Annotated in this window: 11 protein-coding genes; all 11 read left to right on the forward strand. The window is 47.2% G+C overall.

Features of this window, described 5'->3' with window-relative positions:
* The first annotated feature begins 14 nt into the window (after nucleotides 1–14).
* The 11 genes from FHS17_RS16960 to FHS17_RS17010 all read left to right on the forward strand — a co-directional run bounded on the left by FHS17_RS16960 (nucleotide 15) and on the right by FHS17_RS17010 (nucleotide 16,446).
* Nucleotides 15–1,859, forward strand: coding sequence for a glycoside hydrolase family 127 protein (locus tag FHS17_RS16960; protein ID WP_167279627.1), 1,845 nt, complete (start codon nucleotides 15–17; stop codon nucleotides 1,857–1,859).
* 240 nt (nucleotides 1,860–2,099) lie between these two features.
* Nucleotides 2,100–2,777 (forward strand): tetratricopeptide repeat protein, encoded by a 678-nt coding sequence (locus FHS17_RS16965; RefSeq protein ID WP_167279628.1) that lies wholly within the window; start codon nucleotides 2,100–2,102, stop codon nucleotides 2,775–2,777.
* 101 nt (nucleotides 2,778–2,878) lie between these two features.
* Nucleotides 2,879–4,627, forward strand: a complete 1,749-nt coding sequence (locus tag FHS17_RS16970) for a sensor histidine kinase (protein WP_167279629.1) — start codon at nucleotides 2,879–2,881, stop codon at nucleotides 4,625–4,627.
* Nucleotides 4,628–4,762: 135 nt separating this feature from the next.
* Complete coding sequence (locus FHS17_RS16975; protein ID WP_167279630.1) at nucleotides 4,763–6,346, forward strand: SWIM zinc finger family protein; 1,584 nt, start codon at nucleotides 4,763–4,765, stop codon at nucleotides 6,344–6,346.
* Nucleotides 6,343–9,234, forward strand: coding sequence for a DEAD/DEAH box helicase (locus tag FHS17_RS16980; protein ID WP_167279631.1), 2,892 nt, complete (start codon nucleotides 6,343–6,345; stop codon nucleotides 9,232–9,234). Before FHS17_RS16975 ends, FHS17_RS16980 begins: the two co-directional genes overlap by 4 nt.
* A gap of 9 nt (nucleotides 9,235–9,243) precedes the next feature.
* Nucleotides 9,244–9,417 carry a hypothetical protein gene (locus tag FHS17_RS16985; protein WP_167279632.1) on the forward strand — a complete coding sequence of 58 codons (174 nt, stop codon included), beginning with the start codon at nucleotides 9,244–9,246 and terminating at the stop codon, nucleotides 9,415–9,417.
* Between the two features lie 193 nt (nucleotides 9,418–9,610).
* Nucleotides 9,611–10,990 carry an ABC transporter substrate-binding protein gene (locus FHS17_RS16990; RefSeq protein ID WP_167279633.1) on the forward strand — a complete coding sequence of 460 codons (1,380 nt, stop codon included), beginning with the start codon at nucleotides 9,611–9,613 and terminating at the stop codon, nucleotides 10,988–10,990.
* Between the two features lie 248 nt (nucleotides 10,991–11,238).
* A complete protein-coding gene (locus tag FHS17_RS16995; RefSeq protein ID WP_167279634.1) occupies nucleotides 11,239–12,117 on the forward strand; it encodes a carbohydrate ABC transporter permease in 879 nt (292 codons plus the stop codon).
* Entirely contained in the window at nucleotides 12,117–12,974 is an 858-nt protein-coding gene (locus tag FHS17_RS17000; protein WP_167279635.1) for a carbohydrate ABC transporter permease, read from the forward strand. Before FHS17_RS16995 ends, FHS17_RS17000 begins: the two co-directional genes overlap by 1 nt.
* Nucleotides 12,975–12,997: 23 nt before the next feature.
* Nucleotides 12,998–14,815, forward strand: a complete 1,818-nt coding sequence (locus FHS17_RS17005; protein WP_167279636.1) for a cache domain-containing sensor histidine kinase — start codon at nucleotides 12,998–13,000, stop codon at nucleotides 14,813–14,815.
* The gene (locus FHS17_RS17010) at nucleotides 14,812–16,446 is read left to right on the forward strand and encodes a response regulator transcription factor (protein ID WP_167279637.1); all 1,635 of its coding nucleotides are present in this window, start codon (nucleotides 14,812–14,814) and stop codon (nucleotides 16,444–16,446) included. Before FHS17_RS17005 ends, FHS17_RS17010 begins: the two co-directional genes overlap by 4 nt.
* Nucleotides 16,447–16,465 lie beyond the last annotated feature (19 nt).

Raw genomic sequence — 16,465 nt, forward strand, 5'->3', positions numbered from 1 at the left:
TAGGAGGCATGGCAATGACCATTATGAAGCAGTCGAATGTGATAAAAGGGTGGCAAGGCGTCCCTTTTTCCAATGTATCCATCAGTGATGCTTTCTGGCGTCCGCGGCTTGAGACAATCAAGAATGTAACGATTGGTGTCTGTCTGGACCAATGCGAGAAGACGAATCGGATCGCGAATTTTGCGCTGGCAGGCGGGCTAATCGAAGGCAAATATGAAGGCATGTACTACAATGATTCCGATGTCTACAAGGTACTAGAAGGTGCGGCATACTCCCTTATGACGGATCGTGATCCAAAGCTCGAAGCGGAGATTGATCGGATTATCGGACTGATCGAAGCTGCACAGGAGAGCGATGGGTATTTGTCTACGTATTATACGGTCGAAGCGCCTGATCTCAAATGGACGGACATGGAAAAGCATGAAATGTACAATGGCGGCCATCTGATTGAAGCGGCGGTTGCCTATTATCAAGCGACGGGCAAGCGTACATTGCTGGATGTGGCCTGCCGAATGGCGGACCATTATGATTCGTTGTTTGGACCAGGAAAACGCCACTGGGCAGAAGGACATGAGGAGATTGAGCTTGCGCTCGTGAAGCTGTACGGAGCTACGGGTGAGGAGCGCTATTGGAAGCTGGCACTCTGGCTTCTGGAGGAGCGCGGACATGGACATGGGGTTGGCGCCATCTGGGATAAGGCAGATTGGGGACCAGCGTATTGCCAGGATGATGTTCCGGTACGGGATATCCGTGAAGTGAAAGGGCATGCCGTCCGGGCTATGTATCTGTACACGGCAATGGCGGATGTTGTAATTGCTTCGGGGAATCCAGAGTATCTCGAAGCGCTTGATCGGGTGTGGGCGCATACGGTCGAACGGAATATGTACGTGACAGGTGGCATTGGGCCGTCTGTGCATAACGAAGGCTTCACCCATGATTATGATCTGCCTAATGAATCGGCTTATTGTGAGACCTGTGCAGCGATCGCTATGGCCTTCTGGAACCACCGGATGAATCTGTTGCATGGCGATGGGAAATACGCGGATGTGGTGGAACGTGAATTGTTTAATGGGGCATTGTCGGGTATCTCGCTGTCTGGCGATCGTTTCTTCTATGTGAATCCGTTAGCATCGAAAGGCGAGCATCATCGGGTGGAATGGTTCCATACATCATGCTGTCCAACGAATCTTGTTCGGTTCCTGCCGGCGGTTGGCCAATATACGTATGCGGCAACAGTAGACGGTATTGCGGTTAACCAATATTTGAGCAGCGAAACGACTATTGAAGTGGAAAATGCGGGTAAAGTGTTGATTGCCCAGTCTACAGCGTATCCGTGGAAAGGCCGCATATCAGTAAGCATATCGCCGGAGCAGGTCAGTGAATTTACGGTACGGCTCCGCCTGCCGGGATGGTGCAGGAGTTATCAGGTATTCGCACAAGGTGAGCGTGTTCAAGGTGCGGAGGCGCTGGCGGAGAAGGGCTATCTTGTTCTCAAGCGTCACTGGGCACCAGGTGATACGATTGAACTAGAGATGGATACTCCAGTTGAAGTGGTCCGTTCACGGCCGGAAGTGGAAGAGAATCGCGGTCGAATCGCATTCCAGCGGGGGCCGGTTGTGTACTGCCTCGAGCAGTCCAGCAATACCGGACTAAGCTATGATGACTTCGCGATGAACGCGCATGAGCCATTTGTTACGGAACATCGTGAAGATTTGTTAGGTGGTGTAACGGTTCTGCGAGGAAAGACGGCAGAAGGCGCGCTCTGCGAGCTTATTCCGTATTATACATGGGACAATCGGGAAGCTGGATTCATGCAGATCTGGCTGCGCGAAGCAGAGGATCGGAATTTGTATCGGTAGAGAATTATAACGGGAAGAGTTGTCTAAGTGGCTGCAGATGAGCCACATAGACAGCTCTTTTTTTATTGTGATTCCTTGCGTTTCCATGATCAATCCGAGCCAGGTGGAATATGCTGTTAATAGGCCGTTTGTAGTTCTGTTTCCTGGAAGCAGCGGTGAAATCTATTTCTCAAGATGATAGGGTTATGTTAAGATTAATACATATTAAACCAAATGATGGTTGAAAATCAGGGGGTTGCAATGGGGAAAATCTTTTTACTATTTGTTTTTTTTACATGGTTGTTTGGTAACCCAATAATTGCAATCTTGGTGTTGTTATTTATTGTATACGTTATAGAACGGAGATTTATTGGATTAACGCCTAGTCTGCTGAAGCCAATTCGCCGCTCCTCCAGGTTAAAGAAGCTGAAGCGCCATATTGCGCAGTCTCCTAACGATACATCCTCCAAAGTGGAGATTGCCAGAATATTAATCGAAAAGAAAAAATACAACGAAGCATTAAGCCTGCTTGCACCACTCGAGCGTATGCTTGATGATTCCGCTGAATATTGGGATGATCTTGGTCTTTGCCTCATGCAGACCGGTAAGTCGGAAGAAGGCGAAGCAGCCATGAGTAAAGCGCTCTTGCTTAACCCTAGAGTCAAATATGGAGCTCCTTATCTAAGACTGGCCGCCTATTACTCGAATCAAGATGCGGAGAGAGCTCTTTCTTATATCGAAGCGTTCCAGGAAATCCATTCCTCTTCCTGCGAAGCTTATTACCGTCTCGCGGCTATTTATGAGCAGATGAACCGGAAAGAAGATGCAAAACAAGCGGTTCAGGAAGGGCTTCGAATCTACCGTTCTTTGCCAAGATATAAGAAGCGGGTGGAACGCAAATGGGCTATACGTTTGCGTATACGGCGAACCCAAGGTTGATGGAAACAATTTCAAGGTTCTTTTACCTCAAGCCTTATTGTTGTTTCAATGAAAATCATCCATAATCGAAGTACATTACAGGAGACTTAAAGGAGCATCATATGCCGCGCAATACTTGGCTCATGGCAATTAGCTTGAGCGTTATTATCGTTTTACTTAGCAATGTTGCTTATTATTTTCTAACCAAAAAAACGTTGGAAGACGCGCTAAACCATGAGATGCGAGCTGTTGCAAAGCAAATTGAATTTTCTGTTGAGCAATCCCGGCTTGGTTCTGAGAAATTTCAGGAGCAGATTGGGCGGGAGCTTCGAATAGTTGCCATTGCAGCGCAATATGCGCTGGACCCAGATGTAGAGAAGGTAACGAATGAACAGTTAAAAGAATTAAGCGCGAAGATTGGCGTCAGCCATATCACACTGATGAAACGGACAGAAGACAACATTATATTGTACAAGTCATCTGACGAGAATGAGCTTGGCAAAGGAACAAAAACCTGGGATCCCTGGTACGTTGCCTTTAATCAACTATTTGATGACAAGCAAGTGAAGATCGATTGGCTTGGGCAGACGCTTCCGAACTTCTGGAGCGGACCGTTTGAGGTAGCCTCGACAGACCCCGATCATATATACAAATGGGGCTATTATCACGACGGAACAACCAACTATATTATCGATCCATACGTCAACTATACGACTCTTGCGGAATATGAGAAATTAACGGGTACAAATCAATTAATTGATAAGTCGATTAAGAACAGCGATTCCTTACTGGAAGCTACCGTATTTAATCCGTCTACGTTTGGTAAAGGCTCGTTTGATACGGTGAATGAAGACGGTGAAGTACAGGGGCATTTATTGCAAAAGGATATCTTTTATGGATCCTATCTTTATGAAGCAGACAACGATGTTCAGAACGTAACGAAAGCTTATAAATCAGGAAACGTTATTTCGGCTAAAGAGAACATAAACGGCAAGCATGTGCTCAAAATGTTTATTCCTGTCCTGACAGCAGATAACGGTGCCAGCATTGTCGATGAGAACGGTGAACCGATTCATGGATATGTTCTTTCATTAGTTTCCGACTATCAGGTTATTCAGGAAAGACTTGATTCCCAGTTCTTGAACATTGCTATTGTTATTTTCCTTATTACGGGAATAAGTATTCTGATAGCGACCTTCGCTATGCGTTATTTCCATCAGTCTCGTGAGAAGATGGTTCAAGTGACGCAGCAGACTTATGTAGATGAGATCAACAGCATGTTCCAATCAATCCGGGCACAGCGGCATGATTTTCTAAATCATGTTCAGACGATCCATTCACTCGCAGAGCTTAACAAATCGAAGGAGCTTGTCGCGTATACGAAGGAATTAACGGGTGAGATCCGGTTGATGAACGATATTATCAATATTGGGAATCCGGCTATTGCGGCCTTGATCCGTTCTAAGATTTCGCAGGCAGAGAGCTATCGGATCGCCTTCAGCTGTTCCTTTAGCGGACTTAACCGTCTGGAGATGGGGCTAAAGACGCTGGATGTGAACCGTATGCTTGGCAACTTGATTGATAACGCTTTTGATGAGGTAATGAAATATGCGGAGGATTCACGTGAGGTCGAGCTGTCCGGACGACAAATGGACGGATTCATTGAGTTTTGTATCAGCAACACCTGCATGAACGCACATGAAGTGAAAGACAAGCCTTTGTTTGAAGCAGGCTTCACCACAAAAAATGATGCTCATCAAGGGCTTGGCTTATTTACAGTCAAGTCGATTACGGAGCATTATAAAGGCACGATCCAAGTTAATGTGGAATCAGAGAACCGTATTACGTTCTATATTCGTATCCCGCACTAATGAATACCTTCATAATCAGCAGTCCATTGGCTCAGGTTGAGAGTCAATTGGGCTGCTTTTGTCTTTTCAGAGGGGGCATTTTTTGTGGTATACTAATAAGATGCTAGGTGAACGGAAGAAGGCGGGTGAAATAGCTTGGCAAGTCTTGATGATAAGCTTCATACAGCGCTTGAACACAGTCTAGGTCAGCATTTGCACGAAGATATCATTCGCCGCGGATGGGATTATTATCGAAGCGGCCAGGTGCTGAATGTCAAACAAGCGGATGAAGATACCTTATACGGTGCTGTACAAGGTTCAGATGTTTATTCGGTTTTGCTTGACTCAGACCAATTTCGATACAGTAAATGTACGTGTCCCTTTAATGATTATTGCAAACATATGGCGGCCGTTTATTTTGCCTATTGTCATAATCTGGACGGTGAATCTGCGGCGCAGGCAGCTTATGACCGTATTCTAGGTGTTGATCAGAAACCGCAGCGGACATCGGTCACTGTGAGCGTTCCGAAATTCAGCGGCAGGCATGAGCAGCCATCCGATGATGCTTCTCCATGGGATTGGGGACATTGGATGGAGGAGGAATATGGCGAGACGTGGCGCAGCTGCCGCCATTCCCTCCATTCGCTGCAGCCTGTGCTGTCGGCCTTGAAGGGAACGACCAAGCATTGGGACAAACGAAGCCAAAGGCTTCATTGGATGAGTGTCATCTTATTTGTTCTCGATCAGGCGGAGCAGGCTATCAAGACGGTCGATACTTTCAGCCGTTATTATCATGAAATGTCGTTTCTACGCATGGCGGAGCCATGGGTGGAGCATTATTATACGCTTGTACTCGAGATGCAGCCGTCAGAAGTCATCGGACTTGACCGCAGATGGATCAACTATGTGGCTGACTATGCGAAGAAGAGAGCAATGAAAAACGAGCAGCAGCTGTTTGATTGGACCTATATTTATTTGGCGATCTGCGAACGGATGGCAGAGGATACCGAGTGGTATGAGCAAGAGCTTGCTTCGATGACTCGGGAAGAGCATAGGGAAGATCCTGTTGATCTGACGTTCGTGCATACTGCTGCAGCGATGTTATGTTTCTTTGGCAGAGATGACGAAGCGGCACTATCGCATTTTGGCAAGACCGATTTCGCGCGTTCACAGAAGGTCATCTATCCTTGCGTTGCACAGCGTCTTGAAGAAGGCGACTGGAAGGTAATCGGCGAGTGGATGGGCTTCTTATATGAGAATATATCCAAGGTGAAAAATGCACGGACGATTGGTCCGTTTATGACATTATGCAGAAGAGCAGATACCGATCAGCCGGATGAACCACGCTGGACCCGGTATATGGTGGAGCTTCTGCCGCATTCCTATTCCGATTTGTCGGATCATTGGCTGGCTGTGAAGAAATATGAGGAATGGGCAGACCTCCAGCTGCTCATCGGAATGAGACCAGATGATCTAGGTATTCAGAATGTGCGGGAAGTCGCGAAAGTGGCTCCGAGCGTGATGATTCCGCTTTATCATCAGTCGATTGATGAGTGGATCAATTCGCGTAATAGACAGGGATACCGCATGGCCGTGAAAGAATTGAAGAAGCTCGAGAAGCTGTACAAAGCGGGCAAAGGTGCAGAAAAATGGGACCGTTACCTTGCTGGTATCGTGAGCAAGAATCAACGGCTTCGAGCGTTTCAGGAAGAGCTCTGGAAAGGAAAAATCGTAACATGAAATCATTCATCGGCGCTCGAACGTTAGTGGTGGACGGATATTGGAAGCAAGGTGAAACAGCAGAAGAAAGTGCGATCATATTGGCTGCGGCTGAACGGTCCGAGAATTCGGCTCGGCTCAAACCGGTGCTCTTCGCATGGCATCAAGCATCCTGGTATGGTGCTGAGGTCGAGGATATTGAGATTGAGGGCGGCAAAGCACTTAAGCTTTCTCCACTTATTGCCATTGATTATTTATCCTCTCCGCAGCACGTACGTCTCCTTCAAGTGGAATGGACAACGAGGTTGCAAGGCTTGTTGCAAGTGGCCGGTCTGCTGCGTCAGGTGCTGCTTCACGGATGGTTTCAGCCAGACTGGGGACGCTGGTCGGAGTATCGAAGGGCTTGGCGAATGGAAGTTCCGGCCGAGGAGAAAGATTTTCTGGCGGCTTGGGAGCAGCAGACAAGAGATGCTGGGGTAGTTGGCGTAGAGCAATGGTTAAGTGAGGCAGTCGAAGAAATTCTGGCCCAAAATGATCATGCTGCCAGCGCTTGGCGCAAAATAGCTGCGGCAGCAGGCGGTGAATCCTTGCTGCTTCACAAAGCGGCCGATGAAGAAGATTGGCTGATTGCTCTTGGGCTGCATAAAGATACAATGCCGTTTAAGGTTGCCCTTCAGCTTGCAGAGCCTGTAGAAGGGGCGAGCTGGCAGCTGCGTCCGGCTTTGCAGGATCGGAATGGCGGACCGTGGATTTCTGTGGTACAGGTGAATGGGCAATGGCAGGCCATGTTCGATCAGGACGGCCTGCTGCCTGAGGATTGGATGCCGCATCTGGAGACTAGGCTTGCGAAAGAGCAGGGGAAATGGCTTGCTGCCCTGCCGGACTGGAGAGATGAGGCGAACCCGGAGAAGTTTCGTGTTCAACTGGGAGATAATGATGCCTGGTACTTCATGGAGAAAGCAAGTTTACAGCTGCTCGAGGCAGGCTGTCCGGTCCTTCTGCCAAGCTGGTGGGAAGCCGTGCGTTCACGCCGCTTGAGGCTGAAGGCGAAGATGAAGTCCTCGGTAGGCTCCGATACGCAGCCGATGTTTGGTCTTGATCAGATCGTCCAATTCGATTGGAAAATGGCACTGGGCAATATCGATTTGACCGAATCAGAGTTTATGCGACTAGCCGAAGAAAACCGCAGATTGATGAATATCGGCGGGGAATGGGTGCATCTTGATCCGCAGGATGTCGCACAAATTAGGGATTGGATGACAAAGGTCGGCAAACGCAAAGGCATGTCCTTCCGAGATGTGATGGAGATGCATTTGATGGGCGGCTCCGCCTTGGAAGAGGGAGAAGATGCTTCGGAAGGCCTTAGAGCTGAAGTTGAGCTGAATGATCATTTGATGAGATGGCTTGAACAGCTGCAGCACACGGCTGAAATTCCGCTTGTTGATATTCCGGAAAGCTTTCTTGGATCACTTCGCCCTTATCAGCATCAAGGGGTATCCTGGATGTTATTCCTGCGCCGGTTTGGTCTTGGCGGCGTGTTAGCTGATGATATGGGTCTTGGTAAGACCATTCAATTTATGGCCTATCTGTCGTATGTGAAAGAGCATGGCGATAAAAGCTTTGGTCCTTCTCTCCTCATCTGCCCGACCTCGGTAATCGGCAACTGGGAGAAGGAGCTTGAGAAGTTTGCACCAACCTTGAAGGCTTACCTGCATTATGGTCCAAAGAGGGAGAAAGGCGAGGCATTAAGAGAAGCGATCGCAGACTCGGATCTGGTCATTACCTCATACTCCCTTGCTCAAATAGATGAAGAAGAGCTGAATCAGATTGATTGGGATGCTTTATGTCTGGATGAAGCTCAGAATATAAAGAATGTATACACGAAGCAGTCAACCGCTATTCGTGCGCTGCCCGCACATCATCGACTTGCGCTTACGGGTACACCGATGGAAAATCGGCTTACTGAGCTGTGGTCGATCTATGATTTTATAAATCCAGGTTATCTTGGTAGTATGGGTGAATTCCGCAAAGCGATTGTTCTTCCAATTGAACGTAATCGTGATGAGGAAGTAATCAGTGGTTTGCAGCGTTGGGTGAAGCCGTTTATGCTTCGCAGGGTGAAGAAGGATCCAGCTATCCAGCTGTCATTGCCAGACAAGAATGAATCAAAAACGTATTTGACGTTAACAACAGAGCAAGGCGCTATCTATGAGAATATTGTCGCCGACCTGCTGGAGAAGCTGGATAAGCTTGGTCCAATGCAGCGCCGCGGACTAATCCTGGCATCACTAACAAGGCTGAAGCAGCTTTGTGATCATCCCGCTATGCTTAACGAGGAAAGTGATCAGCAGTGGGACGACACTCGTTCGAATAAAGTGGCTCGATTGCTGGAAATGGTTGAAGAGATCGCTTCTGAAGGAGAACGCTGCCTGATCTTTACCCAGTTTGTTGATATGGGGAAGCAGCTGAAGAAGCTGCTCGAAGAACGGCTTGAGCTGCCTGTTCCTTATTTACATGGCGGTGTGCCAAAAGCAAAGCGGGATGAGATGATTGAGAAGTTCCAGAATCCTGAAGAGCCTTGTTGTGCATTTGTACTTTCGCTGAAGGCTGGCGGTACAGGTCTTAATCTGACGGCCGCGAACCATGTGTTCCATTTCGACCGCTGGTGGAATCCCGCAGTTGAGAATCAAGCGACGGACAGGGCATTCCGGATTGGCCAGACGAGGAAAGTACAGGTTCATAAATTTATTACGTTAGGCACGCTTGAAGAGAAGATCGACGAGATGATCGACCGCAAGCAGCAGTTGAACGAGCAGGTTGTTGGTCAGTCTGAGCAGTGGATCACCGAAATGTCTACGGATGAATTGAAAGAACTATTCGCACTTCGTAAAAACTGGTTAAAGGGATGAGGGGGATAAATGTCTGAGGGCAAGGATAAATGGGCTAAAGCAATGAGCGAACGGCATACCGGCCTCCCTAAGCCGGATGAAGAAGGCGTTAATCAAGAAGTGTCAGGTTCTGAGCAAGGAAATGAAGAATGGAAAGCTTTCTATGAGGCAATTAAAGCTCATGTTATCGATATGCGTAAGTAATATGTGACCTATCATTACACAGTCTGTCGGAAAAAGTAACCCGAGAGGCTGTGTTTTTTTATCCCTATTTCGAAAAATAATAGAATTGTATCCCTCGTCGGGCTTATTTTCGACCTCCCTCGCCCTTACACAGCGAACTTATAATAAGGGTGCAAGGCAAACAAGCAACATTATATCGAGGAGGTCTTCTTAAATGAAAAAAAGTACTTTGCTCATCGCCACATTGCTTGCATCATTCACCATGGTCGCTTCAGCTTGCGGATCAAACAATAATAATGGTGGTAATAACACTCCTGCAAGCTCAGAAGCTTCGCAAGAGCCGGCAGCTACAACAGAAGCAACACCAAGTCCGGAAGCAAAAGATGTGACCTTATCTCTGCGCCACACGCAAATCAAAGAGACGAGCAAAAACCGCCTTAAAATTCTCGAAGATGTTGTGAAGAAAACACAGGACGAAAACCCTGGCCTTACATTCAAGCTGGAAGGGATCGACGAAGTTGTTAACCGCGACCAAAAGCTGAAAGCGGAAATGACAGCAGGCAACCCGCCTGATATCTTCGAAGTATTCGGCGGTGCTGACCTGAACCTTTATGTTAAAGCAGGCCGCATGCTGGACCTTACACCAATCATTGAAGAGCTTGGTATTAAAGACAAATTCGCCAGCCTTGACGAGTTCACGGTTGACGGTAAAGTATACGGCTTGCCATTTGGCGGCTACTCGGAAGGTATTTTCTACAACAAAAAAATCTTTGCTGACCTTGGATTGTCCGTCCCTACAACTTGGGATCAGCTGATCGAAGTTGCTGACAAGATCAAAGCAGCAAAAATTACACCACTTGGTCTTGCAGCAAAAGACGGCTGGGTAAATGGTATGCTCTGGAACACAGTTATGGAGCGTAACGTAGGTATCGACGGGTTCAACAAGCTCGTTACAGGCGAAGCAAAATGGACGGATGAAAACTTCATTAAAGGCTTCACGAACTACGCGGATCTCGTAAACAAAGACTACTTCACAAAAGGTGCACTGGGTCTTGCTTATGCGGATCAAGGCGCTCAACTGCTCTCTGGTAAAGCTGCAATGGTATTCACAGGCACATGGGATGCCAGCCGCTTCACAGGTGAAGAAGCAGGCGACTTGAAAGGCCAAATCGGCTACTTCAACTTCCCATCAATCGCAGGCGGCGCAGGTGACCAAACGTCGATCAATGCATCGTACTCGAACGGCTTTGGCTTCTCGGCTAACCTGAACGAAGATCAAGTTGCAATGGCTAAGAAATTTATCGCTAACTTCTACAGTGAAGAGATTCAAAAACGTACGCTTCTTGAAGACAAAGTTCTTCCTTCTATGAAATTGTCTGACCTGTCCGGCGTAGATCCGCTGATCTCTGAAGTGCTGACGGTTATGGCTAACGCTTCTACTTCCTGGAAAGCTTATGATGCTATCGTTCAACCTGCTGTAGGCGCTGTTGTTAACGTAGGTTTGCAGGAGCTGATCGGTAAGGTGAGTAAGCCTGATAAAGTAGCTAAGGATATTCAAGCCGCACAAGACAAGGCTAACGCTGCTGCTAAGTAAGACCGCTGCGCGAAAGAATTTTTCTTCCGATCGCCATTGCCCCCGAATTTCTTTATTCCAATCCGCTAGCGGATGAAATTCGGGGACAAAAGCGAACGTTTCACTTCTCCAGAATGATTCTTTCGCTCCGCTAATGCGGCGCGTGAACATCCTAAACACTTTACAGGCAAGGGAAATAGGAAAAGGAAAAAGCTAAGGTTTTTTACGAACCTTAGCTTTTTTAAAGGAAGGAAGCAGGAGGCGAAGTTATGAAGGCACTCAGAAATCCGTTTACTTATATCGCGTTCATTATTCCAACGCTTGTATTATACGCTTTGTTTTTTGTTTATCCGGTAATCGTATCGTTCGTTTATGGGTTCTATCAATGGGACGGCATTACAGATAAGGTGTTTATCGGCCTGGATAACTTCACAAGGCTGTGGGAAGATGAAGTGTTCTTGAAATCGCTTGCAAACAATTTCTATTTTATGGCGTTCTCCTTAGTCGTGAATATTCCGCTCGTCTTCCTTATCTCGATCTTGATCAGTAAGGTTGGTCGTATGCGTGACTTCTACAAGTCGGCTGTGTTTGTGCCGGTCGTGATCTCGACCGCAACGGTCGCTATATTGTTTGGTGTGTTGTACAACTATGATTCGGGCCTCATCAACCAGTTTATCCGTTTGGTAGCACCTGACAGCTGGGCGCGTGAATGGCTGTCGGATCCGAAGCTTGCAATGCTGTCCATTCTGATCGCTAACGCATGGCAGAACATTGGATTCTTTATTGTCTTGTGCCTTGCTGCCATCTTGAACATCCCGAAGGAAATTGTAGAAGCTTCGAAGATTGATGGTGTAAACGGCTGGACGGAAACCTGGAGCATTACTCTTCCGCTAATCAGACCCGTACTGTTCGTCATGCTGCTCCTTAGTGTATCCGGCACGATGAAGGTGCTTGATATCGTTCAGATTATGACCAATGGCGGTCCATTCCAATCGACCGAGGTTATGTCCACGTATATGCTGAAGGTTGGCTTCCGTTCAATGGAGCTTGGTTATGGCAGTGCGATTGGCGTAACGATGTTTATTCTGATTCTCGTGCTGACGGGCATCCTGCAAAAACTGACGAAGCATGAGGAGGTGCAGTACTAATGAATGCAGCATTAACTGGACTGCGCAGAGGGAAGTTCTGGATTCACTTTTCGCTCATTGTTTATATCGTTGCTACCTTATTCCCGCTTGTGTGGCTGCTCATGTCTTCCTTCAAGACGAGTCGTGAAATTACCGTGAATACGTGGGCTTTCCCGAAGCATTTCAACTTCGATAACTACAGGCAGGCTTGGGATACGGCGAAAATCGGTCTTTATGCCTGGAACAGCTTCTATGTCACGATCATCGCCTGTCTGGTTACATTGCTGTTTGCAGCGATGACATCATTCGCTTTATCGCGTATGAAATATTCCCGAATGAACAAAGCCGTGTACCAGTTTATTTTGTTCGGATTGCTTGTTCCACCGGGCGCATTGTTTATTCCACTGTACCGTTTGATCCAGCAATTGAGTGTTGGCGGCATCCATTTATACAATTCGCATTTCGGCCTTATTTTGGTATACTGCACATATGCATTGCCCATTACGGTATTTATTATTTATGCCTTTATGCTTTCGATACCTAATGAGCTTGAAGAAGCGGGAATTATGGACGGGCTTTCAGCCGGTGGATTGTTCATGAAAGTTGTCCTTCCGGTCTCGTTACCTGCACTTGTGACCGTTACGATTCTTAACTTTATTGGAAACTGGAATGAATATATATTATCGCAATTATTTATTACATCCGAATCGCTTCGCACACTGCCTACAGGTATGGCGAGCTTTAATGATGGCTATCGCACGAACTTTGCCGCTTTGTCGGCTGCCGTTATTATGAGCATTATCCCTGTGCTGGTCGTGTACTTCTTCTTGCAGAAGCAAATTATTGAAGGCATGACGGCAGGAAGCGTGAAGGGCTAAGACGATCGGAAGGGGCCCGCTAGATGAACTTGAGACCGAAATTGATGCTTGCTTTTATTCTTCTGGTCGTATTCCCGATGATCGGATTAGGCATTGTGTCTTTTCTTAATACGGAATCCGTGCTGGAGAAGAAATACAGCGAGCAGACTGAAATATCGCTCAAGGCTGTCGGTGGGAATATTAAATACTTTTTCAAAGAGCTTGACCAGCTCTCAGACGGTAATTTAACGAGCTCCGAGGTGCAGGATACGCTGAATTACAGCAAATATTATTCGAGCGATGATGCCAGCACCTTAATTGCGATTAACCAATCGGAAAAGGAAATGAAGCGGATCTTGTTCCAGCATCCTGCAGTCAGCTATGTAGTGCTGTATGCGATGGATGGGACGATGTTCCGCACCTTCCGCAATGATCCAACGACGTTTCGTCCGATTGCCTTCGAAGCATTAAAGGTCCAGCCTCTCTATAATGAAACGATTCAATTAGGCGGACGTCCAAAATGGATCGGCCCATATGAGCATCAAGAGCTGACAGGGGTCGAACCACCTCTATTTACCCAACTAAGGTTAGTAAAAGATTATGAGACACTGGATGATTTGGGTCTGATGATCACGCAGTATAAGACAGAAGAAGTGTATTCCATGCTGAATACCTTCTTGAATCCGAAGGCTGAAGGCCAAACCTCCCGTTATGTGATTGTGAATACAGAAGGGCTTGTTATGCTCGACAGCGGCAAGCATTTCGAAGGAACCAATATTGCGGATTACTCCAGCGAGCTGCCGCAGAAGACAGTGGATTATTCAAGCTCCAGGCTGCGATTTGATGGGGAAGACAGTCTTGTTTCTTCCTATAATCTTGGCTTTAACGGCTGGGTTCTGGTATCGGTCAAATCATGGGATTCTTTAACGAATGAGAATGAACGTTTTGTACAGTGGATAGGAATGATCACAATCTTCTGTATTTTATCAGCAATTCTATTTAACATCTTCTTCGTGAACCGGGTCGCTAAAAGTATTATTAAAGTCGTTCGCAAAATGCGGCTTGTTGAGCAAGGTCTGCTTGATATTCGCGTGAATGCGCAGGGTAAGGATGAGACGGTACTGCTCGCGAACAGCTTCAACAGTATGGTGGAGCGGATTGGGGAACTCCTGACCGAAGTGCGTACAGAGCAGGAACGAAAACAGCATGCCGAGATGATGCTCATGCAGGCACAAATTAAGCCTCATTTCTTATTTAATACCTTAGAGTCGATTAATGCGCTTGCCGCTCAGAATGAGGGCGGAAAGATCATGATGATGGTGCGGCGATTAAGCAACTTGCTTCGCACGAGCATGCACCATACGGAAGAGATTTTCATCGGGCAGGAGATTGAGCATGTCCGAAGTTACTTAGAGATTCAGAAATATCGATTTGAGGACTTATTTACTTATGAATTGAATGTATCGGAAGAAGCGTTTGATTATTCGATCCTGAAGCTGACGCTTCAGCCGCTAGTTGAGAATAGCATTCAGCATGGCTTTGAAGGACTTGAGGATGGGAATGGCGTTATTAAGATCGAGGTAATCGTCGAAGCCTATCAGATTGTCATTATGGTTAGTGATAACGGACATGGCATGAACGAGCAGACGCTTAAAAAGTTCGCCGAAAGAGAGCAGCAGCCAAGTGGTAAACGGAGTAATGCCGCAGAGCTTGGGGAAAGACGGGGACTAGGGCTCCGCAATGTAGCGGATCGCCTACGTATTCATTATGGTCCATCTTACGGATTAAGGATTTGCAGCGCAGAGGGGTATGGCACAGTGATCCGCTGCACCATTCCGAAAAACAGAGGTGAACGATTATGAATGGCAAAGTATTGCTCGTAGATGATGAGCCGCATATCACCCGTAATTTGGAGAAGGTTATTCCATGGGAAATGCTTGGCTTAACCGTTGGTGGTACAGCGAAAAACGGGATGGAAGCTCTAGAGCTTCTGGAGTCCGAATCTTTTGATTTGGTATTATGTGATATTCGGATGCCTGTTATGGATGGACTGGAGTTAGTTCGGCATATAAGGGAAAAAGGGACAGAAAGCGACATTATAATGCTGTCTGGCTATCAGGATTTTGCTTATACACGGGCTGCCATTCAATATGGTGTGAAGGATTATGTCTTAAAGCCTATTCCTTATGACGAATTAACAGGAGTTATTGCCCGGGTAATGGCGAATCAACGTCAGAAACGGAAGCAGCAAAGCGAGGAGCAGCAGAAGATCGGCCGGATGATTGACCTTGCAAGCGAGAAGATCCTTTATGATATTCTAATGGATTATACGGAAGTAACAAGCGGGAACTGGCTGTTTAGCGGGGAAGAGCAGGAACTGGATAAGAGATATGTACTTATTGTGCTTGATCTTGATGTTAGCTCGGAGCGGACGAAGGATTGGCGGGAATGGTCGGATAAAGAACGGAAGCTGTGGAATTTCGCAGTATGTAATGTACTCCGTGAGAGGCTGCAGCAGAACGGCCTGCATCATGCGGTCATTCAAATTCGGGATGGCGAGTGGTGCGTGCTGATTGAATGCGAGCAGGCGTCACCTTATGATTTGAAGCAAATTACAGGTTGGACAGAGCTTCTGCTTAGTGCGGTGAAGAATCACGTCAAGTTGTCTTTGTACGCAGGTATTTATCGCGAATATGCTGAAGTGACGTCCCTTTCCCAAGCCTATAAGCTGGTTCAGCAGGGGATGCAGCTTACGCCAGTTCAAGAGCATATTGCAGTCTATCCGGATGAACGGGTTGGCTCTTCGCGGGAAGATCAAGCCTTCTGGGATACGTCCGAGAAGCTGATTGGTGCGGTAAAGCGCGGCGATACGACTGTCGTTGATGATGAGCTGAAGCGGCTGACGACTCAATTGCAGCGGATGAATGAGACCTCGCTTGGACGCTTCAAGCCAATGCTGCATTTCTTCGTGCTAAACCTGATGCGCGAGACGAAGGAAATGGGGATTTTCTCTCGGGATCAGGAAGATTTGCTCTGGCTGAAGCTCGACAGGCGGTTTGGTATTAAGGATCTTCTGTCCGTTATCTTGCAGGTGACGAAGGCGGTTGCCGAGAAATCGACGGATAAAAAGAAACAGTCTGAACGCTCCATGTCGGAGGCTAAAGCTTTCCTTAGCCGGAATTTGTATCGTGATTTGAGCGTAGAGGAAGCAGCAACTCATGTGGGCTTAAGTACCTCCTACTTCAGCTTGTTGTTCAAACAGACCTATAACGAGACGTTTATTGAATATGTCACCCGCGAACGGATGGAGAAGGCGAAATCGCTGCTGGCCGATACGATGAAAAGCATCGCGCAAATCGCCAAGGAAGTTGGTTATGCAGAGCGGCGGTATTTTACGAAAGTATTTATGAAATATACAGGGGAAAATCCGACGGATTACCGGAATAAGCATCAGCAGAATCCGGCTGGACTTGAGGAGCAGGAAGCAGAATAGCGCTGAAAGTAGGGGACGG

It is taken from the genome of Paenibacillus lupini, assembly GCF_011761355.1.
In the GTDB taxonomy this organism is placed as follows: domain Bacteria; phylum Bacillota; class Bacilli; order Paenibacillales; family Paenibacillaceae; genus Pristimantibacillus; species Pristimantibacillus lupini.

What these genes read in the sequence shown, in the direction of transcription:
- FHS17_RS16960 (WP_167279627.1), top strand. Translation starts at nt 15, where the DNA reads ATGACCATTATGAAGCAGTCGAATGTGATAAAAGGGTGGCAAGGCGTC.
- FHS17_RS16965 (WP_167279628.1), top strand. Translation starts at nt 2,100, where the DNA reads ATGGGGAAAATCTTTTTACTATTTGTTTTTTTTACATGGTTGTTTGGT.
- FHS17_RS16970 (WP_167279629.1), top strand. Translation starts at nt 2,879, where the DNA reads ATGCCGCGCAATACTTGGCTCATGGCAATTAGCTTGAGCGTTATTATC.
- FHS17_RS16980 (WP_167279631.1), top strand. Translation starts at nt 6,343, where the DNA reads ATGAAATCATTCATCGGCGCTCGAACGTTAGTGGTGGACGGATATTGG.
- FHS17_RS16985 (WP_167279632.1), top strand. Translation starts at nt 9,244, where the DNA reads ATGTCTGAGGGCAAGGATAAATGGGCTAAAGCAATGAGCGAACGGCAT.
- FHS17_RS16990 (WP_167279633.1), top strand. Translation starts at nt 9,611, where the DNA reads ATGAAAAAAAGTACTTTGCTCATCGCCACATTGCTTGCATCATTCACC.
- FHS17_RS16995 (WP_167279634.1), top strand. Translation starts at nt 11,239, where the DNA reads ATGAAGGCACTCAGAAATCCGTTTACTTATATCGCGTTCATTATTCCA.
- FHS17_RS17000 (WP_167279635.1), top strand. Translation starts at nt 12,117, where the DNA reads ATGAATGCAGCATTAACTGGACTGCGCAGAGGGAAGTTCTGGATTCAC.
- FHS17_RS17005 (WP_167279636.1), top strand. Translation starts at nt 12,998, where the DNA reads ATGAACTTGAGACCGAAATTGATGCTTGCTTTTATTCTTCTGGTCGTA.
- FHS17_RS17010 (WP_167279637.1), top strand. Translation starts at nt 14,812, where the DNA reads ATGAATGGCAAAGTATTGCTCGTAGATGATGAGCCGCATATCACCCGT.